The organism is Thermomicrobiales bacterium, from assembly GCA_023954495.1.
Lineage (GTDB): Bacteria > Chloroflexota > Chloroflexia > Thermomicrobiales > CFX8 > JAMLIA01.
In genome coordinates, this window is record JAMLIA010000040.1 from 1 (window position 1) to 19,661 (window position 19,661).

19 protein-coding genes are annotated in these 19,661 nt (G+C 61.2%); 12 read left to right on the forward strand and 7 right to left on the reverse strand.

Annotation, left to right across the window (positions count from 1 at the left end):
- Positions 1–71 precede the first annotated feature (71 nt).
- Positions 72–257, forward strand: coding sequence for a 50S ribosomal protein L28 (gene rpmB, locus M9890_09160; protein MCO5177121.1), 186 nt, complete (start codon positions 72–74; stop codon positions 255–257).
- A 64-nt stretch (positions 258–321) separates the two neighbouring features.
- Here the strand turns inward: rpmB and queG are convergent, their stop codons facing one another.
- Both queG and M9890_09170 read right to left on the reverse strand, forming a co-directional pair.
- Entirely contained in the window at positions 322–1,452 is a 1,131-nt protein-coding gene (gene queG / locus M9890_09165; GenBank protein MCO5177122.1) for a tRNA epoxyqueuosine(34) reductase QueG, read from the reverse strand.
- An 8-nt stretch (positions 1,453–1,460) separates the two neighbouring features.
- Positions 1,461–2,405, reverse strand: a complete 945-nt coding sequence (locus M9890_09170) for a carbohydrate kinase family protein (protein MCO5177123.1) — start codon at positions 2,403–2,405, stop codon at positions 1,461–1,463.
- Between the two features lie 118 nt (positions 2,406–2,523).
- Between M9890_09170 and M9890_09175 the strand changes: the two genes are divergently transcribed.
- Positions 2,524–3,210, forward strand: coding sequence for a response regulator transcription factor (locus M9890_09175; GenBank protein ID MCO5177124.1), 687 nt, complete (start codon positions 2,524–2,526; stop codon positions 3,208–3,210).
- A gap of 12 nt (positions 3,211–3,222) precedes the next feature.
- The gene (locus tag M9890_09180) at positions 3,223–4,572 is read left to right on the forward strand and encodes a HAMP domain-containing histidine kinase (GenBank protein MCO5177125.1); all 1,350 of its coding nucleotides are present in this window, start codon (positions 3,223–3,225) and stop codon (positions 4,570–4,572) included.
- A 6-nt stretch (positions 4,573–4,578) separates the two neighbouring features.
- Here M9890_09180 and ispG read toward each other — a convergent pair whose 3' ends face one another.
- Together ispG and rseP are read right to left on the reverse strand one after the other, a co-directional pair.
- Positions 4,579–5,700: a flavodoxin-dependent (E)-4-hydroxy-3-methylbut-2-enyl-diphosphate synthase gene (gene ispG, locus M9890_09185; GenBank protein ID MCO5177126.1), complete on the reverse strand. Its 1,122-nt coding sequence runs from the start codon at positions 5,698–5,700 to the stop codon at positions 4,579–4,581.
- Positions 5,701–5,785: 85 nt separating this feature from the next.
- The gene (gene rseP, locus M9890_09190) at positions 5,786–7,114 is read right to left on the reverse strand and encodes an RIP metalloprotease RseP (protein ID MCO5177127.1); all 1,329 of its coding nucleotides are present in this window, start codon (positions 7,112–7,114) and stop codon (positions 5,786–5,788) included.
- 263 nt (positions 7,115–7,377) lie between these two features.
- Here rseP and ald point away from each other — a divergent pair, with 263 nt between their 5' ends.
- The 3 genes from ald to M9890_09205 all read left to right on the forward strand — a co-directional run bounded on the left by ald (position 7,378) and on the right by M9890_09205 (position 10,990).
- Positions 7,378–8,490, forward strand: coding sequence for an alanine dehydrogenase (ald, locus tag M9890_09195; protein MCO5177128.1), 1,113 nt, complete (start codon positions 7,378–7,380; stop codon positions 8,488–8,490).
- A 76-nt stretch (positions 8,491–8,566) separates the two neighbouring features.
- Positions 8,567–9,481 (forward strand): tyrosine-type recombinase/integrase, encoded by a 915-nt coding sequence (locus tag M9890_09200; GenBank protein MCO5177129.1) that lies wholly within the window; start codon positions 8,567–8,569, stop codon positions 9,479–9,481.
- Between the two features lie 99 nt (positions 9,482–9,580).
- The gene (locus tag M9890_09205) at positions 9,581–10,990 is read left to right on the forward strand and encodes a glycine--tRNA ligase (GenBank protein ID MCO5177130.1); all 1,410 of its coding nucleotides are present in this window, start codon (positions 9,581–9,583) and stop codon (positions 10,988–10,990) included.
- Positions 10,991–10,996: 6 nt separating this feature from the next.
- On the opposite strand, the gene M9890_09210 is transcribed toward M9890_09205, so the two are convergent.
- Positions 10,997–11,875, reverse strand: a complete 879-nt coding sequence (locus M9890_09210) for a ParB/RepB/Spo0J family partition protein (GenBank protein MCO5177131.1) — start codon at positions 11,873–11,875, stop codon at positions 10,997–10,999.
- Between the two features lie 134 nt (positions 11,876–12,009).
- Here M9890_09210 and M9890_09215 point away from each other — a divergent pair, with 134 nt between their 5' ends.
- A complete protein-coding gene (locus M9890_09215; protein MCO5177132.1) occupies positions 12,010–12,954 on the forward strand; it encodes a CPBP family intramembrane metalloprotease in 945 nt (314 codons plus the stop codon).
- A 279-nt stretch (positions 12,955–13,233) separates the two neighbouring features.
- Here M9890_09215 and M9890_09220 read toward each other — a convergent pair whose 3' ends face one another.
- Entirely contained in the window at positions 13,234–14,739 is a 1,506-nt protein-coding gene (locus M9890_09220; protein MCO5177133.1) for an Ig-like domain-containing protein, read from the reverse strand.
- Positions 14,736–15,305, reverse strand: a complete 570-nt coding sequence (locus M9890_09225) for a sigma-70 family RNA polymerase sigma factor (GenBank protein MCO5177134.1) — start codon at positions 15,303–15,305, stop codon at positions 14,736–14,738. The genes M9890_09220 and M9890_09225 overlap by 4 nt, the downstream gene beginning before the upstream one ends.
- A gap of 177 nt (positions 15,306–15,482) precedes the next feature.
- On the opposite strand from M9890_09225, the gene M9890_09230 reads away from it, so the two are divergent.
- The 5 genes from M9890_09230 to M9890_09250 all read left to right on the forward strand — a co-directional run bounded on the left by M9890_09230 (position 15,483) and on the right by M9890_09250 (position 19,612).
- A complete protein-coding gene (locus tag M9890_09230) occupies positions 15,483–17,363 on the forward strand; it encodes a bifunctional homocysteine S-methyltransferase/methylenetetrahydrofolate reductase (protein MCO5177135.1) in 1,881 nt (626 codons plus the stop codon).
- Positions 17,364–17,512: 149 nt separating this feature from the next.
- The gene (gene rplS, locus M9890_09235; GenBank protein MCO5177136.1) at positions 17,513–17,905 is read left to right on the forward strand and encodes a 50S ribosomal protein L19; all 393 of its coding nucleotides are present in this window, start codon (positions 17,513–17,515) and stop codon (positions 17,903–17,905) included.
- A gap of 126 nt (positions 17,906–18,031) precedes the next feature.
- Positions 18,032–18,706: a ribonuclease HII gene (locus M9890_09240; protein ID MCO5177137.1), complete on the forward strand. Its 675-nt coding sequence runs from the start codon at positions 18,032–18,034 to the stop codon at positions 18,704–18,706.
- A complete protein-coding gene (locus M9890_09245) occupies positions 18,690–19,058 on the forward strand; it encodes a YraN family protein (protein MCO5177138.1) in 369 nt (122 codons plus the stop codon). Before M9890_09240 ends, M9890_09245 begins: the two co-directional genes overlap by 17 nt.
- Before the next feature lie 44 nt (positions 19,059–19,102).
- The gene (locus M9890_09250; protein ID MCO5177139.1) at positions 19,103–19,612 is read left to right on the forward strand and encodes a molybdenum cofactor biosynthesis protein MoaB; all 510 of its coding nucleotides are present in this window, start codon (positions 19,103–19,105) and stop codon (positions 19,610–19,612) included.
- Positions 19,613–19,661: the final 49 nt, after the last annotated feature.

Genomic DNA, 19,661 nt, shown 5'->3' on the forward strand with positions numbered 1-19,661 from the left:
AGACCGTCCGAGCCCCGAATTCTGCCGAAACGCGCCAACGCGGCGTAGTGGTGACAAGAAGGAGTCCGATCATGGCCGCGTGTCAGCTTTGCGGCAAAAGCAAGTCGTTCGGTCACAACGTCAGCTTCTCGAAGCGACGGACCAATCGCGACTACAAGCCGAATGTTCACAAGAAGCGCCTCGTCGTCGACGGCGTGGTGATTCGCGTCAACGTTTGCACGCGCTGCATGCGTTCGATGAGCAAGTCGGCGGCGTAAGTCGAGTCGACGCTCAGCAAACGTGAAAGCACCCGGTTACTCGACCGGGTGCTTTTTTGATTGTCTAAACAATCGCTTCGAAAGCATTGCGAACTTCCGACCGCACCGTATCGTCCGGATCGTTTCGCGCGGCATGTTCGAGCGATGCGATCGCCGCAGCGCCGTAGCGATGACCCAACGCCCAGGCGGCGTGTCCGCGCACCAGCGGCTCGTCGTGTGAACGAAGTGCCGTTTCCAGCGCCGGCATGTCGCGTTCTTCGCCGATGTTCCCAAGCGCGACCGCGGCATTCCGCGCCAGACCGACCCGTTTCGTTCGCAGGACCGCGGTGGCGCGATAGGTTTCCCGGTACTCCGGTTCACTCATCGTCAGGAGTCTATCCAGCGCTGGATAGGCATTGTCGATCGATTTCGGCAGCACATCGGGATCGTCGACTTCGCGAGCAGCGCCCGTGTACGGGCAGACCTCCTGGCAGACATCGCAGCCGAACACCCAATCTCCCAGCAACGGCCTGATATCGATTGGAATTGCGCCCGCCTGTTCGATGGTCTGGAACGACAGGCAGCGCGGGGTGTCGATCGTGTACGGTGCGACGATCGCCCCGGTTGGGCACCGGTCGAGACAAATCGTGCAACGTCCGCAGTCGCGATTCAGCGGCAGATCTGGCGTAATGTCGACGTCGATCAGCACCTCGCCGAGCATCACCCACGAACCGTGGCGCGGAACGATGATCATTGAGTTCTTGCCAACCCAGCCAGTGCCAGCGCGTTCGGCGACGGCGCGATCGAAGATGCGGGCTGTGTCGGCAAGCGTGCGAGATTCCAGCGGTCGCCCGATGTGTTGCTCCAGGCTGTCCACCATCGCGACCATACGTCGTTTCAGCGTCTTGTGATAATCACGTCCCCAGGCGTAGCGAGCGATGCGACCGCGCAATACTCCATCATCGGGCGGTTCGGCAGCACCGGTCCAGAAGGGCACGCCGACGGAAATGATCGACTCGACGCGATCGTGCAGTGTCCGTGGATCAGCTGCCTCACGCGTCCTCTCCACCGTGAACCACGGCATCCCGGCTGTGTGGCCGCGCTCGATATGGTCGATGATGTAGTCACGCGCGGTGTTGAATGGCTCGGCGCTGGCGACACCAGCGACCACAAGGCCGTGCTGGCGAGCAATCGCCGCCAGATCCGCACGTGACACGAGCGCCGTCATCTGGGCGCGCCAACTGTGTCGACGAGTGCCAGCGCCTCGTCCATAGTTGGCTGGGACGCACGAGCGCCGAGTGCGCGACAGGCGAGCGCTCCGAGCGCGTTCCCACGCTGCACAATCTCCTCATCGGAGCAGCGATCGAGCAGTCCCCATAGACAGCCAGCCGCGAATGCGTCGCCGGCTCCCGTTGTGTCGACTGGCTCGATCGAGAACGCAGGCAGGTGTGTAATACCGTCTGCCCGAACGACGTACGCCCCATTCGCGCCGTGGGAGATATAGAGCGCCCGGCAGGCACTGGCGACGAGATCGGCACGTGCTTTCGCGAAGGCTGCGTCCAGATCCGGCTCGCCGGTCAATGCGCGCAGTTCGCGAACATTGCCGCAGACGGCATCGTGCCGCAGAACATGCCCCCATCCAGATCCGGAGCCCATTTCAACCAGATAGGTCATCGTGCCGAACAGCTTGGTGCGCGGACTCTGGTGCGCTGGAAGATCGAGAAAGAAGTTGCGTAGGCGCGGGTCGTCCACGTCGAGCATGACCCACTGATGATCCAGCATTTCAGGCACCGGCAAGAGATCTCCCATGACCGGTTTGGCACCCTGAATCCAGAAGATCGTGCGGTCGCGATGTTGCTCCGCGCCAGAAATGACGATGATGCCGGTATCGGACGGTTCGTTCTCGCGGACGATCATGTGCTCGACATTGCAGCCTGCGTCGCGCAGATCGTTGATGAGAGCGGCACCCTGCGAGTCGTCACCGACAGCCGAAACGAATGTTACCGGAATGCCCAGCCGCGCGAGCGCGGCGGAGGTGTTCGCGGTTGTTCCGCCGGATTGCTCGAACTGATGCCGGACAATGGCGTACTCGCCGGGGCCGGGATAGGCATCCGTGACTACGAACCGATCCCATGAGCTCAGGCCGAGCGTTGCTACCCCTCGCCGCATGTCGCCGCCAAACCTCCACCTCAGCGCAGCCGAGGCCCGTCGCCTCACGCGGTAAAGGATAACCCGCCCTGCGTTTTATGCCGCGTGGATACAATGTGTGACACGGGCAGGAGGTATGGTGGTCAGCCAACGGATTCTCGTCGTCGAGGACGAGGTTGAGCTCGCTCAGGCGCTGAAATTCAATCTCGATCGTCAAGGCTACGAGACCATTGTCGTCGGCGATGGCTTCGATGCTGTGGCGCAGGTCGAGCGCGGCGGCGTTGATGCGATGGTGCTTGATGTCATGCTTCCCGGATTGGATGGATTCGAGGTCTGCCGCCGCGTGCGGCAGATATCCAATGTCCCGATCCTGATGCTGACGGCGCGTGCCGATGAGGTCGATCGCGTTATTGGCCTCGAAATCGGTGCTGACGACTACCTGACCAAACCGTTTGGTCTGCGCGAGCTCCTTGCACGTGTCCGCGCGCTGTTGCGTCGCAGCGCCAGCGACCAGTCATTTGACACACAGGAGAGCGTGTCAGGTGATGTCCGCGTCTCCGAGCGCGAGCGGCGCGTTTGGCGCGGCGAACGGGAGCTGACGTTGCGGCCACGAGAATACGAGCTCCTGCGCTTCTTGCTGCATCATCCTCGGCAGGCATTGAGTCGACAGCAGATTCTTGACGGCGCGTGGGGCGTCGATTACATCGGTGATGAGCGCACTGTGGATGTGCATATCCGCGCATTGCGTGAGCAGATCGAGGATGATCCATCGCAACCAACCAGGATCACGACGGTGCGCGGAGTCGGATATCGCTACGACGGATGAAGAGAGAGCCGGATGAGATCGCTGATCTATCAATTCCTTGCGCCAGTCGCCGTCGTAGCGATCTGTGCCGGCCTTGCGGCGTTCACCGGCGTGTGGATCATCGTCATTGTCGGAGGTATCGCTGGCATTGTCCTGGCAGCAGTGTTCGCTCAGCGGGCGCTGGCGCGCCTTGCGCAACTACAGCTGATTACATCACGACAGTTTGCTCCAGCTCGGAGCGGTGAAATCGTCAATTGGCCCGAAGAAGATGGCGACGAGATTGACGAGGCGTTGCACCACGCCGAAGCCTTCATGTCGTCAGCGAGCGAGCGCTGGACGGCCGAATCGGAACGTGTGCGTCACCTCAACCACGTGCTTGACCGCATGCGCGATGCGGTCATTCAGGTTGACGCGCACGGTGTCGTGACCTATGGGAACCTCGCGGCGTCAACGATGTTTGGCGGTCGCAATCCGGCCGGTCGGTCATTTATCCGAGTCGTTCGTGACCATCGCATGGACGCCGTGGTTCGCCGCTGTCTCGATACTGGCGAAGATGAACAGTACACCTTCGATCTGCCCGGCGACCCGCGCATCATGAACGCGATCATCGTGCGGATCGCCCAATATCCGAAAGAGGCGCTTGTCGTCCTTCGCGACGTTACTGAGCTGAATCGTCTGCAGACAGTGCGTCGGGATTTCGTCGCGAACGTGTCGCACGAGCTGCGTACGCCCCTCTCGACCATCAAGATCCTCGCCGATACGATTCTGGATTTGCAGCCGGAGGACGAGGAAGTACAGCGCTTCGTCGGCAAAATCGACGATGAGATCGACTCGATGACGATGCTGGTGCAGGACCTGCTCGATATCAGCCAGCTGGAGAAGGGTCCCGAGAGCCTGCGCTACGGTGCTGCCAACCCGGCCGCCATCGCACAGAGCGTTGTCGAGCGGATGGGGCCCCGAGCCGAAAAGGCGGGCGTGACACTCTCAACGACCGCTGATGCGTCCGTTGGCGAGATCCATGCTGATGGACGGCGGCTGGAGCACGCGCTGCTCAATCTGGCGACCAACGCAATCGATCACACGCCATCTGGAGGAGCGGTTCGTATCGACGTTCGTGCCACCGACGCCGAGACGACGTTCCTCGTGAGCGACAACGGCAGCGGCATCGCTGACGCGGATCTTGAGCGGATCTGGGAGCGCTTCTTCAAGACTGACCGCTCGCGCGCAGAACCCGGCACCGGTCTGGGCTTGGCGATCGTCAAGCATGTCGCCCTCGCCCACGGCGGGAATGTCGACGTCAACAGCACGCTCGGAATGGGATCGACCTTTGAGATCACCATTCCGAACAGCGAAGTGAATGCGTCGGTTCGAGCAACCGCCTAGCGCGGATCAGGAGACTGCCGCAGCCTCGCGCTCAGCGATGATTTGTCGGATCTCGCTCTTCAGCGCGTCGACGATCTCGTCTTCCTTGACGGTCTTGAAGATCTCGCCCTTGCGGAAGATCACGCCCTTGCCGCGACCGGCGGCAACGCCGACATCGGCGTCGCGCGCTTCGCCCGGGCCGTTCACGACGCAACCCATCACTGCGACGCGGATTGGCTCCTTGATCTCCGCCAGGAACTCGTCGACTTCATTGGCGAGCTTGAAGAGATCGACCTCGACACGGCCGCAGGTTGGGCAGGCGATCATAGTCGCGCCGTGCTGGCGCAGCTCCAGGCTCTTCAGGATCTCGTAGCAGACGAAAACCTCTTCGACCGGATCGGTCGTCAGCGAGACGCGGATCGTGTCGCCAATTCCCATAGCCAGGAGTGTGCCAATGCCAACTGCCGAGCGGACGCTCCCGGCCTTCGGGGTCCCGGCCTCGGTAACGCCGAGATGGAATGGATACGGTACCCGCTTCGCCATGCGGCGGTAGGCCTCCAGCATGACCGGCACCTCGAACGCCTTCAGCGAGACCTTGATCTCGTGATAGTCGAGCTCTTCGAGGATCTTGATGTGTCCGAGGGCGGTGCGCACCATGTGCTCTGCACGAAGCTCGGCCTGCGTGGCATTCTCGGCGGCCATCTCGTCGACAAACTCTTTGGTCATCGGCGGGACGGAGCCGAAGTTCACACCGATCCGAATCGGGACACGGCGCTCCTTGGCGCGTTCGACAACCTCAACGACGTCGTCATGCTTGCGGATGTTGCCGGGGTTCAGGCGCAGTCCGTGGATGCCCGCGTCGATCGCCTTGAGAGCCAGTGTGTGCTCAAAGTGGATATCCGCAATCAACGGCACAGGTGAGTACGGCACGATATTCGGCAGCGCCGCTGCAGCCTTGCGGTCCGGCACAGCGATGCGGACGATCTCGCAGCCTGCCTCAGCCAGCTCGTTGATCTGCCGGAGCGTCGCCTGCGGGTCGCGCGTGTCCGCGGTTGCCATTGACTGCACGACAACGGGTGCTCCGCCGCCAATGCGAACGTTGCCAACCTGTACTGGCCGGGTTATCCGGCGCGGAGCGAGCACTGTCACACCTTACCTCCAGGACCGTAGCGATCTCTGCGGTATCGGCCGCATCATGTAGATCGCTGTCTATTGTTCCAGTGCGGTGACGTCACTACTCAAGGACGGACGCGCCGCTAAAAATACGGTTGATGTCGACAAAGGCGATCAGGAACATCGCCGTCAACAAGATCATCAGGCCAACGAAGTGAACGACGCCTTCCTTTTCCGGCGACACACGCTTCCCACCGCGTAGCACTTCGATCAGCACGAATAGTAGACGCCCGCCATCGAGCGCCGGCAACGGTAAAAGGTTAAGAATCGCCAGATTCAGTGACAGGATGATCGTCAGGTTCGTCAGCGTGACCCACAGCGGCGTGGCACTGCGGCTGATGACTTCCGAAGTGAGCTGTCCCATCCCGATCGGGCCGGCCACATCGGCCAGCGACGTGTCGCCCCGAACAAGGCTCATCAGGCCGGATCCCATTTGCTGAATCGTTGATCCGAACGACCGCACTGTTTCCATTGGAAGCTGCAGCAGTCCGACTCGTTCAAACACGAGATGCTGCGTGAGGTCAGCACCAAGTGGTTCGCGGTCGAGTGGGAGATTGCTGGGCAAGTCCGCCGTCAGTGTGACGGGAGTACCGTCGCGCATGACCTGGAGGTCGACTGTTTCGCCCTGGTTGTTGCGCAGGAAGAGTGCGTAGGCGAGGTAATCAGTTACCGGCTGACCGCCAGTGGCGATGATTTCGTCGCCGGGCTGCAAGCCGATTGTCGCGGCGGTGCTATCGTCCGGCACGGCTTCGACACGTAGTGTGGCTACCGGCGCGGAGCTCAGCGTTATCCCTGTGCGGCCCTGCCCAGCCGGCGGGTCTTCGCGCGGTGTGATCGTTGTCGTCACCGTCTCGCCGGCGCGGTCGAGCACGACGGTCGTCGCGCTTCCGGCACTGTCGGCAGTCAGCCGCGAGACATCGTTGGCGTCGTTGATCGTTTCGCCGGAGATTTCGAGGAAGCGGTCGCCGCTCTTCCAACCAGCCTGCTGGGCCGGAGAATCGTTCGCGACATCGACGACGTAGACGTTGTCGCTGCTCTTGCCCTGGCCGCCGATCAGGACGGCGAGAAGCACGAAGGCAGTGATGAGGTTCATGGCAGAACCTGCAGCCAGGAACCTGGCTCGCTGACCAGCAGTCTTGGACTGCATGCTATCGACGGCGTTGGACTTACCGTCCTCGCCGAGCACACGAACAAATCCGCCGATCGGGAGCAGGTTGATCGAATAGATCGTGTCACCGCGTTTGGTGCCCCAGATGCGAGGCGGGAGCCCAAAGCCGAACTCTTCGACACGTACGCCTGCACGGCGAGCCATGACGAAGTGTCCGAGTTCGTGGACAAATATCAGTACACCGAGAATCGGAATAATCCAAAGGGCATTCAGGAAGGTCACAGCCAGCTCTCTTGATTGTCGAGGAGCGTCGTCCGATGCCAGGAGATCGGCGAACGCATCAGGAAAATCGTACCGTCACTGACAAGTACGCGCAACGAATTCCGGATACGTCGCACCGGCAGATTGTCGAGCACCGAAATCACTCTATGCTAGAATCACGCGGTTGTGGATCATCGAATGAACGAGGCGAACCCGGGCCACCCGGAAGCGCCGCAACGGCGTAACGCACCGGCCCGGTCATTGACGCAGAAGGGCCGGTACGGATGATCATTGGTATCCCGAAGGAAATCAAGGACAACGAGAACCGGGTGTCGACCACCCCCGGGGGCGTCCACGAGTACGTTTCTCGCGGCCATCAGGTTGTCGTGGAAACGAATGCCGGCACCGGCAGCGGATTCCAGGACGATGAGTATGCTGCTGCAGGCGCTGAGATCGTTGACACGCACGAAGAAGTGTTCGCGCGCGCCGAAATGGTTGCGAAGGTCAAAGAGCCAATCTCATCAGAGTACGCGCTGCTTCGCGATGGCCAAATCCTCTATACATATCTGCACCTCGCGGCTGAGCAGGCGCTCACGCAGGCACTCGTTGACCGCGGGGTCGTTGCCGTCGCCTACGAAACGGTCGAGCTGCCGAATCACTCTCTGCCACTCCTGACGCCGATGAGCGAAGTCGCGGGGCGCATGGCCGTCCACATTGGTGCGTACTACCTGGAGAAGGTGAACGGCGGACGCGGCGTGCTGATCGGCGGCGTGCCTGGCGTGCGGCCGGCGGACGTTGTCATTGTCGGCGGCGGAGTCGTCGGCACCAACGCGGCTCAGGTTGCGCTCGGTATGGGCGCGAACGTGACTATCCTGGACGTATCGCTTGATCGACTGCGCTATCTCGACCACGTGCTACACGGCCGAATCACGACGATGGCATCAACCCGTTCGACACTTGCCGATGCAGTCGCAAACGCTGACCTGGTGATCGGTGCGGTGCTGATTACTGGTGCGCGCGCGCCGAAGCTGGTGACGCCGGAGATGATCGCGTCGATGACAGACGGCTCTGTTGTCGTCGACGTCGCGATCGACCAGGGCGGCTGCATCTCGACTGCCAGCCCGACCAGCCACAGCGATCCGACGTTTGTCGTAGACGGTGTGGTTCACTACTGCGTGACGAACATGCCCGGAGCAGTGCCACGAACGAGCACGATTGCGCTCTCGAATGCGACGCTGCCGTACGGGTTGCGGCTGGCCGACTCCGGTCTGGACGCGATCCGCCGAGATCCGGCGCTGGCAAAGGGTGTAAACGTCTATCGCGGTCAGGTAACGTATCAGGCTGTTGCAGAGGCATTTGGCATGCCGTCTGCTTCTATTGAGAGTCTGCTCGCATAACGGACCGGGAGCGCGCGGAGGGTTCGCATCTCGTATGGGAGTCGTGCGCGGGGTGATCACTCGGGAGGAAATACTCATGCGGGATAGTATCGAGCGCTTTCTCAGCGCACTCGAGGACGAGAATGAGTTCTCGGCGAATACCGTCTCCGCCTATCGAAACGACCTCGGTCAGTTCGTCCGGTATCTGGAAGAGCGCCAGTCGATTTCGGCATGGCCGGAAGTTCAGCCATCGCATCTGACGTCGTACGCACTTGAGCTTCGTGAGCGTGAGTACGCAGCGTCCACCATCGCCCGCAAAACGGCAGCCGTGAAATCGTTCTTCGGCTATCTCTCCCGAAGTGGCGAACTGCGGTCCGATCCTTCGGAATCGATGGCCACACCACGGGTTGAGAAGTTCGCCCCCAAGGCGCTGCCAGAGCGCGATGTGCAGGCGTTGCTCGCCGAGCCGGCCAAGCAATGCACGCCGGAGGCGAAGCGCGATCTGGCGATGATGCAGATGCTATACGCGAGCGGGATGCGCGTGTCGGAGCTCGTCAGCCTCGACGTCGATGACGTCGATCTGGCGCGCGGCAGTGTGCGATGCACCGGCAAGCAGAATCGGCTGCGTGAGATCGATCTTCCAGGAACGGTCATGGACACTGCCCGTGACTACGTAACCGAGGCTCGTCCGCAGATCTGCCGGGACGGCGAACAGTCCGCGCTCTTCCTCAATCAGCGAGGCACCCGACTGACTCGTCAGGGGTTCTGGCTGATCCTGAAACAATACGCGCATCGGGTCGGCATCGACGACATCACTCCACACACGCTGCGGCATTCGTTCGCCGCGCACCAACTGACGCGCGGGCGCGAGCTCGGCGATATTCAGCGCATGCTGGGGCACGTCAGCATCTCGACGACGCAGGTGTATCAGCAGGTGGCATCTGACCTGGCGAATGGGGCGAATGCCAAAACTGCATCAGCTGTTGCAGATAATGAGCAGTCGACGGCCTGATCGGACCAAGGCGCAGGAAGAATCAGTTCGCGGGTGAGACGCGGGTCTCGCCCATTTTCATTCAGAGATAACGCAACGTACGAGGGAGATTGACGCGACGTGAATGAGCCGACCAGGCCGAAGGTGACGTTGGAAGAGCTTGCGTCTCTGGCAAAGCGCCGTGGCTTTGTGTTTTCAGGCAGCGAAATCTACGGCGGGCTGGCCAACACGTTCGACTTTGGCCCGCTCGGCGTTGAGCTGCGGAACAACATCAAGCGCTCGTGGTGGCAGCGCTTCATTCGCGAGCGCGCCGATATGGTCGGTATCGACGGTGGCATTTTGCTGAATCCGCGTGTCTGGGAAGCCAGCGGCCACATCGATGAGTTCAACGATCCGCTGACGGACTGCCGCATCTGCCGCAGTCGCTATCGCGCTGACACGTTGATTGAGGACGCCGGGGGCGAATCCGCCGAAGGCAAGTCGTTCGAGGAACTGACGCAGCTCATCGCACAACTTGGCATCACCTGCCCGAATTGCGGCAATCGCGACTGGACGCCGGTCCGCGCGTTCAACATGATGTTTCGGACATACATCGGTCCGGTGGACGAGACGGCAACAACCACCTACCTGCGCCCTGAAACGGCGCAGAACATCTTCGTTCAGTACAAGAACGTGCAGCAATCCAGCCGCCTGAAGGTTCCGTTCGGCATCGCCCAGATCGGCAAGGCATTCCGCAACGAGATCACGCCGGGCAACTTTATCTTCCGGTTGCTTGAGTTTGAGCAAATGGAGATCGAGTATTTCATCCAGCCCGACGATTGGGAAGCCCAGTTCAACGCCTGGGCGGATGCGCAGGGCGAGTGGTTTACGTCGCTCGGTATCGATCCGTCACGCTTGCGACGCCGCGAACATCATGCCGACGAGCTATCGCACTACTCGAAGCGCACGGTTGACTACGAGTACCTCTTCCCCATCGGCTGGAAGGAGTTGTCTGGTCTCGCGTATCGGACCGACTTCGACCTGCAACGACATCAGGAACACTCCGGCGAAGACCTCACCTATTTCGATCAGGCGCGTAATGAGCGCTATCTGCCGCATGTGATCGAGCCAACGTTTGGCGTCGATCGCACGATGCTGATGGTGCTGTGCGATGCCTACGACGTCGAAGAGACGCCAGACGCAAAGGGCGAGGCGGCTTCTCGCGTCGTGCTGCGGCTACATCCGAACCTCGCACCGTACACCGTCGCCGTGCTGCCGCTATCGAAGAAGCCGGAGCTGGCGGTGGTTGCGGAACCGCTTTACCACGAATTGCGACGGCGCTTCTCGGTGGAATACGACGAGACGCAGAGTATCGGCAGACGCTATCGTCGCCAGGACGAGATCGGTACACCGTTCTGCGTTACGGTCGACTTCGATTCGATCGAGGATCACTCGGTCACGATTCGTGAGCGGGACAGCATGTCACAGGTCCGCATACCGATTGCAGACGTGGTCGAGTATATTGCTGAGCAGCTTCGCGCTACGGAGTAGCGCCGCCTAGAGTTCTTCTTCGACGCCGACGATGCGTTCGAGAATGGCGTTCAGCTCTTCATCGGAGTTGAAACTGATGACGATGCGCCCGGTCTCGCCGCGCCGTGCCAGTTCGACCCGTGTGCCGAGCGCGCGTCGAAGGCTGGACTCGACTGCCCGAACGGCAGGATCTGCTGCGTGAGACGCGGTTGGGCGGGTTCGGCGTGGTGCATCAGCAGTGCGTTGCACAAGACGCTCAGTCTCGCGAACGCTGAGATCCCCACTGATCACCTGTCGAAGCAAATGCTCAAGGGTCATCGGGTCGTCAACAGCCAGGAGCGCCTTGGCATGTCCGGCGGAGATCTGTTCGTTGGCGACCGCCTCCTGAATCGACTCGGGGGCGGAGAGCAGACGGATCGAGTTCGCAATCGCTGGCCGACTCTTGCCGACGCGCTCGGCAACAGCTGATTGGGTCAAGCCGAACTCGGTCGTGAGCTGCCGGTAGGCGAGCGCTTCTTCGATCGGATTCAGGTCGGCACGCTGGACGTTCTCAACGAGCGCCAACTCAAGGAGTTGCGCGGGAGTTGCTTCGCGGACGATGACAGGCACTGACCGCAGCCCGGCCATCTGCGCGGCACGCCAGCGTCGTTCACCGGCAACGATCTGATAGGGCGTGCTGCCTCCGGCCGCGCGTGTGACGACAATCGGCTGAATGATGCCGTGCTCGCGAATGGACGCGGCGAGCGACTCCAGCTGCTCGGAATCCCAGCGCACACGTGGCTGGACCGGGTTCGGCTCGAGCGTCCCGACATCAACCGTAATCGCGCCACCGCTGGCTTCGTCCTGACCAATGCCCGGAATGAGTGATTCCAGACCGCGACCGAGTCCGCCGCGTCGCGTCGTCACCGTGTGCATCTCCCTCCCGCGTCCTGTCGAGTATACCCGCGGGGAGCGGACCGCGGTTTTCGTGCAGCGAATCACAATCCACTCATTGAGGGCTATACTTCACCGCTGATACTGGCTGAGAACGGAGTGAACAGTTGAGCAGTGAAGTAACCGAGGCGCTATCGGCGGTCGCATCCGCGGTGCTGCTGGTTGGTGTCGGAGCATTCTTCAGCCTCTGGGTTCACCGCTCGGCCGGCAATCGGGCGCTGACGATGGGGTTGTATATCGTCTTCGGTGCATTCGGCTTTTTCCTGTTTCTCTTTGGGCTCGGTTCAATATTCCGCGATTGGCGCGAAGGTAACTCACCCGAGACCAGCTCAATCATCGCACTGCTGGTTGGCGTCATTGCCGCGCTCACGCTCGTTCCTTCACTGCGCGCGGTGACGGCGAAAGTCATCCCGTTCGACCCAACCTCCTGGCCGGCGACGATTGGACTCTATGTCCTCAGTGCGTTGGGTATCGTCTCACTGTTTTCGTTGTTCGGGAATGACGACACAACCTCCATTAGCTATCTCGCTCTTGCCGTCACAGCGATCACCGAAGTTGCACTCGCCTTCGTCATCGTTGGCATCGGGTTCTTTCGGACCCGCAAGGAAGCCATTGAGCGGCTAGGCTTGGCGATCCCATCGCGTCGTCACGTAGTGATCGCGCTCGGTCTGGTCGTCGTCACATTCATTGTCTCGGCGTTGTCGTCATACCTGGTGCAGGTGCTTCAGCCAGACTTACACGAGCAGATCACTGAGAACATGGAATCGATGACCTCGCAGGTTCAGTCAGTCTGGGGCGCGCTCGCGCTGGGCCTGGCGGCCGGCATTGGCGAGGAAACGCTGTTTCGCGGTGCGATTCAACCGAAGTTCGGGATCATCTTTACTGCCCTGATCTTTGCGCTGCTGCATCAGCAATACGGTCCGAGCCTCATAACAGTCGGCGCATTTGCATCCGGCATCATCTTCGGCCTGGAACGCAAGTACATGGGGACGGTGCCTGCTATCATCACGCACGCTGTCTACAACACGATTGCGGTGTTGTTGCTGTTGTAGGCAGCGCGGCGCGCCTGCTTCGCGGCTCCTCGTTCGACCTCAACAGGAAATTTCTCATCTCAGAGATGCTCTTCTACTCTGGGGGAGTCATCGGTTTTGAACCCAGGGTGTTGTCAACGCCAAACAATCCATTCGCAGCGTCTCTGTCATTACGAGCGCGCACGCGAGGCCTCTCTCCGGTGTTCGACTGTATCCAGCGGGTGGGAGTAATCGCCTCACGGCGATGGACAAGCCAGGCCATGTTCCTTTGGACGGATCAACGGCGATTCCTCTTTAGCCTTAGCTCGTTCCAGCCGGCCAGAATTCCCAGCCGCCGTCATCGTAGAAGATGTAAACGGATGTCGGACTGACGAGCGCGAGGCCGTGCTCGAACATCTGCACCGTTGCGGTGAATGACGCTGCGTCTGGCGACAATGCGTAGCCGAGGTCGGACTGGACGGATTCATTGGCGTTCCAGACCGAGCCAAGCAGGCCACCGGGCACCCACAGTCCGTCCTCCGGGCCGCCCGTCGCCGCGCTTGCAGAACTCGCTGCGGCCGAGTATGTGCTCCAGATCAGCTGGTTGTTTATCAGGACGTAGGCAGCGCCTCGATCTGCCCGGTACAGCATGGTGCCCTGCTGGAAGTCCTGCTGCAGACCGTCTGTCGTGTAGGAAGCGCTGAGCGCTGCACCAAGCCGTTGCTGGACAGAATCGTTTGCCCAGTAGACATCGCCAATTGCGCCAGTGACCGGAATCGTCGCAGGCGTCGTCGCTGTCGCGGTCGGCGGCACGGTTGTAGCCGTCGCCGTCGGTGGTACCGGAGTTGGTGATGGCGTGGCCGTGGCCGTTGGCGGCACCGGCGTGGAGGTTGGTGTGGCTGTTGGTGTCGGATCGTCTGGCCGACTGGTCGCTGTTGCTATGGGCGTGGCCGTTGCCGTCGGGGCGTGGACCACGTTGCCATCGCTCGCCGTTGCTGTCGGTGCAGCTGGCGGTGCCGTTGCAACACCTGCCGGAGTGGACTGCGGCGGGGTGTCCGTGGGCTGCTCGGGAACGACGGCGAGACCGGTTGCCGTCGGCAGCGGCTCTGTTGGCGTGATGGATGGAATCGGTGATGGCGTTGGCGAAATGGACGGCGTCGGTGTGCGGTACGCCTCAATGTTGGATGTCGTGTTAAAGGTCAGCGTGTAGGTCGACGCCAGATGATTGCCCCAGCGATCCTGCGCTGCGTCAGTGATCTTGATGATGTAGGTAGAGCCCGGCTTCAGTGGTTGGTCGAGACCAAGCTGGAGCGTGTTGCCGTCCCACGCTTGCGAGAGGCGCTGATCTTCGCCGCTCGGCTGAATGCCTAGCGCGGCGCTGACAGACGCGTGATCCATCGCCTTGTTAAATGTGATCTCGATCGGGCTATTGATCGGCCATGTTTCGTTGGTCGTCGGTCGTGAGGCTGTGACTTCCGGTGTGATCCCCCGCTGGTATCCGCCAATCAGCAGATAAGCAGCTACGATAAACACGACAACAACTGCGGCAACGGCCGCCAGCGAATAGCCAACCCGGTTTGTGACCAGATAGAGCCGACGGGGTCCCGCATCAACGGTCTGCGCGAGGATTCTGTCAGTCAGCTCGACTGGCGGCATGATCGGCGGGAGCGTCCGCACAGCAATGCCGATCCGGCGATACTCCTCCAGCGTCGCCCGGCAGGTCTCGCATTGGGCGAGGTGCGAGCGGAGCCGCGAGGCATCTTCGCGTTCGAGCGTGCCGTCGATCAGGCTTGAGATCATTTCGCGGTACATGGTGCAATCGCTCACGATCGCACCTCCTGCTCGACATCGGGATAGAGCTTGCGGAATTCTTCGCGGCTGCGGAACAGAATGGACTTGGCAGCCGAGCGGCTGATGCCGAGGACATCGCCGATTTCGTCGCAGGAGAGTCCTTCGTACTCGCGCATGATGAGCGCCGCGCGATTGCGTGGTGACATCCTGGAGAGCGTAGACTGCACGATTGCGGAGACTTCCGACGAGACAGCCACGTACTCCGGGCTGTCGCTATCCGCACTGCCGAGCATCGGTTCGTGCTTGGTGTTGTCCCACGGCAGCCAGCGAATACGCTGACGGCGGCGAAGAACATCGAGGCAGGCGTTTGATGCTATGCGATGGAGCCATGCAGAAATATTCAGGTCGCTGTTCGTCTTTTCGAGGTTCCGATAGGCACGAACAAAGCATTCCTGCGTCAGATCAGAGGCATCGTCAGCGTTGCCCATCATCCGATAGACGAACGAGTAGATCTGCCGTTCATAGCGTTGAACGATTGCCTCAAAGGCAGTCTGATCACCCGCTCTCGCTCGGCTGACCCACACATCCTCTTCGGATGCCATCAAGACCCCTTCCAACCGCATTACCCTCCACCATCCAGAACGAACGAGAGGGGCTGCGGTTCTGCGGACATGCTGGCAAAGAGGGACACCGACCGGAACTCGGGCGGTATCCGATGCTACAATCGCAACTTGGCGTCGTTGCGGCGCATATCCAGCGTTTCCGAAAGGATACCCCGAATGGCGCATCCGTTCACTGAGCGAATCAATGCAGGGCCGATCCTGTGTGATGGTGCGATGGGGACGATGATCCACGCCGGAGGGATCCCGCTGAGCTCCTGCTTCGACGAGCTCAATCTTTCCGACCCTGGTACCATCGCCAGAATTCATCGTGACTACATCGCCGCCGGTGCGGATCTCATCGAGACAAATACGTTCGGCGCGAACACGTTCCGCCTGGGCGAGCATCGTCTGGAAGATCGCGTTCGTGACATCAACTATCGTGGCGCTCGGCTGGCGATCGAGGCTCGTGAAGTCTCGGGTGTGCCAGTGCTGATCGCTGGCTCGGTTGGGCCGACCGGTACCTGGCATGTGCCGTTCTCCATGCATGAACCGGCGCGAATCCGGGCTGCGTTCCGCGAGCAGATCGGCGGGTTGCTCGAAGGCGGAGTCGATCTGCTCCTGATTGAGACAATCGGCTCATTGGCTGAAATGACGGAGGCGGTCGGCGCGGCGCGGGAGGTCTCTGATCTGCCGATCATCGCGTCCATGACATTCACCGACGATGGGCTGACGATTGGCGGTAGCTCGGCGGCAGAAGCACTGGAGCATCTGCGGCAATTGGGCGTCGATGTTGTGGGCGTGAACTGCAGTGTTGGTCCGCGGCGCGTCTTGGACGTGCTCAATGAGTTGCGGGCGCTCGATCCAGATGTTCGCCTGTCAGGTATGCCGAACGCTGGCTGGCCGATGCAGGTTGGCGACCGCGTCATCTATCCATCGTCATCCAGTTACTTCTCCGCGTTCGCCAACGAAGCGCTTGACCTCGATCTCCGTGTCATCGGCGGGTGCTGCGGAACGACACCGGAGCACATTCGCGCGATGCGCGCTGCAATTGATGAGCGACTGGCTGGCGTGGGACAACCGACGAATCGTCGACCGGTTCCTAGTCGAACGATCGAGCTGCAGCCACCCGAAGAACCGACGCAGCTGGCGCGGAAGATCGGCAAGCAATTCCTGGTGTCAGTCGAGCTCGATCCACCGCGCGGACTGAATCCGCACAAGATGCTTGATGGCGCGCGGATACTCAAGGATGCGGGTGTCGACGCGGTTAACGTGGCCGACTCGCCGATGGCGCGCATTCGGATGAGCGCACTTGCGCTCTGCTTCCTTATTCAGACGGAGGTAGGGGTCGAGACGATCCTGCACTTCACGACGCGCGATCGTAATCTGATGGGTCTGCAGTCCGACCTGCTGGGCGCGCACGCGCTCGGCGTGCGGAACATCCTGGCGCTAACCGGTGACCCACCCAGCCTCGGCGATTATCCGAACGCGACGGCTGTCTACGATCTCGATTCGGTTGGCCTGGCGAAAGTCTTGCAGTCGATGAACGCAGGAACAGATGCTGCCGGGGCGTCGATCGGAAAGCAGGCGAGCTTCACCGTGATTGTTGCTGCCGATCCGACCCGTGATGACCTGGCACATGAGACGGATCGCGTTCATCGCAAGCTGGAGGCTGGGGCGGATCTGATTATGACGCAACCGATCTATGAGCTGGAGACGTGGCGAGCCTTTGTCCGCACCTATGAGGAGCGACACGGCCCGCTGCGCGTGCCGGTCATGCTCGGGATTTTGCCGCTGCAGAGCCATCGACACACCGAGTTCCTTTATAACGAGGTGCCTGGGATCCGGCCAACGGAGTCAATCCGGGAGCGCATGCGTCTCGCCGGAAGCAACGGGCGGCGTGAGGGCGTCAGGATCAGTCAGGAGCTTCTCGAAGAGGCTCGCGACGAGGTCCACGGCGTCTACATCATGCCGTCGTTCCATCGCTACGAAGTGGCAGCCGAGGTACTGGAGGTCGTTCGCGACCGCAGGCTGACGGCGGCGTTGCCCAGCGGCGATTGACGCTGCTATACTCCGTAAGTTGCCGCGGCATGCGGCCTTTCTGTGTGCCGACGTTGAGTACGAGTGATGAACACCGAACAGTCCGTGGCTCCCTGGCGTTGCCGGGGCCTGCCGGCGGCTCAGTGAACGACGGGCGAGGGTGGATAAACATGGTCGATACAATTCGCCAGATTGAACAGAGCTATCAGCGGTCTGACGTGCCGGACTTTGGCCCCGGCGACACCGTCAGGGCGCACGTCAAGGTTGTTGAAGGTTCCCGTGAGCGTCTGCAGGCGTTTGAGGGCGTCGTTATTCGCCGTCGTGGCGGTGGCATCAACGAGAACTTCACCGTTCGCCGCATCGCATCCCACGGCATTGGCGTTGAGCGAACCTTCCTGATTCACTCGCCGCGTGTCGACCGCATCGAAGTTCTGCGTCGCGGTCGCGTGCGACGCGCCAAGCTCTATTATCTCCGTGATCGAAGCGGCAAGGCTGCGCGCATCCGTGAGCGACGCCGTCCAGTTGGCTCGTCGCTGCGCAACCCGGTCAAGAAGGACGCCTGATCGTCCAGGTCATTCAATTGATTCTCAACGACGGCCCGATTTTTGGGCCGTCGTTTTGTTTGCCTGTCCGACTCTGACCCGAGTTCCTATCCCAGACCGTGGCGATTGGTGCAGAATAGAGCCACTATGAATGATCGACGCAGGTCACCGACACTGGACTGGGAACGGCGCGCCTGGAAATGCGGCAAGCAGGTTGTCGCCGGAGTTGATGAGGCCGGGCGCGGAGCCTGGGCGGGGCCACTCGTCGCCGCCGCTGTTGCATTGCCGGAAGATCGGGCGTTTCGGGCTCGGCTGACGCGCGCGCTCAACCGCCATGGCGCGCTGGTTCGGGACTCCAAGCAGATCTCTCCACGGCAGCGGGAGTGCGTCGCCGACATAGTCCGGGCGCTGGCCGTTCCGCACGCGGTTTTCGTCGTGGACGTCGCGACGATAGACGAACTCGGCGTTGGTGCTGCGAATCTGTTTGCACTTCGCGAGGCAGCCAGAGCGATCGAGCCGTCTCCAGCACATCTACTTGTTGATGCGTTCAAGCTGCCGGGCCTGTGGTGCAGCCATGACGCGATTGTGCATGGGGATGCGATTTCGTTCTCAATCGCGCTGGCATCAATCATGGCCAAGACGCACCGCGACACGATCATGTGCAATTTGAACGACGAGCTGCCTGCCTACGGGTTCGCCGGACACAAGGGTTACGGCACGGCTATGCATCAGCGGGCGCTGTCGATCCACGGCGTAACTCCACATCATCGACGCTCGTTTGCGCCGATCGCGCGGCTGGAACTCGATGCCGTCGCGGACTGAGCTCGGTGCAGCCGGTGAGGCGTTTGCTGCCGAGTGGCTGGCCGAGCGCGGCTATCGCATCCTGAATCGGAACGTACGTTATCGTGGCGGGGAGATCGACATCATCGCTATCGACGGCGATGAGCTGGTCTTTGTCGAAGTGAAGCTGCGCAGCGGCTCACGGTTCGGTCGCGCGGCAGAGACGGTTGACGCGCGCAAGCTCGCGTTTCTTCTTCGCGCCGCAGGTCGGTATCGTCAGGCTCATCCGGACATCGAGGACATGATCTGGCGGATCGACCTCATCGCCATCACGCGGCGTGGGAACGGCTCCATCGAATCGGTCGAGCATCACCAGAACCTTACGCTTGACTAGCGGAATCGAATCCAGATGATCAGCACGGAAGGCGGAGGTACGACATGAGTGAGTCCGTTCAGCAGCATCGCGAGAGTGCGCCGGCTCAGGTGAGCTGCGTCGTCATCACGGTCAGCGACACACGGACCGAGAAGACCGACCGCAGCGGCACGATTATGCGTGAGCGTCTGATCGGCGCGGGGCACAAGATCGTGGGCTACCACATCGTTCCTGACGAGCCGGTCGAAATCGACGCGCTGCTCGACCGCTACACCGCAGACCACGAGTGCCAGGCGATTCTGTTCAACGGCGGGACAGGGATCGCGTCCCGTGACACGACCTACGATGTCATTTCGCGGCGACTGGAGAAGGTTCTGCCCGGGTTCGGTGAGCTGTTCCGGATGCTCTCCTGGGATGAGATCGGGGCAGCGGCGATGCTGTCGCGCGCGACCGCTGGAGTGATCAATGGGACGCTGATCCTGTCGACGCCGGGATCGTCAAACGCGGTGGCGCTGGCGATGGACAAGCTCATCGCCAACGAGATCGCGCACCTGGTCTTCGAGGTTAACAAATAGCGGTGACCTGTGTGCTCTTTGCTATCATCGGGCCGCGCCGGATCACCGG

Bases quoted from the DNA above. Each gene is read 5' to 3' on its own strand.
- rpmB (MCO5177121.1), top strand. From the start codon at position 72: ATGGCCGCGTGTCAGCTTTGCGGCAAAAGCAAGTCGTTCGGTCACAAC.
- M9890_09170 (MCO5177123.1), bottom strand. From the start codon at position 2,405: ATGCGGCGAGGGGTAGCAACGCTCGGCCTGAGCTCATGGGATCGGTTC.
- M9890_09180 (MCO5177125.1), top strand. From the start codon at position 3,223: ATGAGATCGCTGATCTATCAATTCCTTGCGCCAGTCGCCGTCGTAGCG.
- ald (MCO5177128.1), top strand. From the start codon at position 7,378: ATGATCATTGGTATCCCGAAGGAAATCAAGGACAACGAGAACCGGGTG.
- M9890_09200 (MCO5177129.1), top strand. From the start codon at position 8,567: ATGCGGGATAGTATCGAGCGCTTTCTCAGCGCACTCGAGGACGAGAAT.
- M9890_09225 (MCO5177134.1), bottom strand. From the start codon at position 15,305: ATGGCATCCGAAGAGGATGTGTGGGTCAGCCGAGCGAGAGCGGGTGAT.
- M9890_09230 (MCO5177135.1), top strand. From the start codon at position 15,483: ATGGCGCATCCGTTCACTGAGCGAATCAATGCAGGGCCGATCCTGTGT.
- rplS (MCO5177136.1), top strand. From the start codon at position 17,513: ATGGTCGATACAATTCGCCAGATTGAACAGAGCTATCAGCGGTCTGAC.
- M9890_09240 (MCO5177137.1), top strand. From the start codon at position 18,032: ATGAATGATCGACGCAGGTCACCGACACTGGACTGGGAACGGCGCGCC.
- M9890_09245 (MCO5177138.1), top strand. From the start codon at position 18,690: ATGCCGTCGCGGACTGAGCTCGGTGCAGCCGGTGAGGCGTTTGCTGCC.
- M9890_09250 (MCO5177139.1), top strand. From the start codon at position 19,103: ATGAGTGAGTCCGTTCAGCAGCATCGCGAGAGTGCGCCGGCTCAGGTG.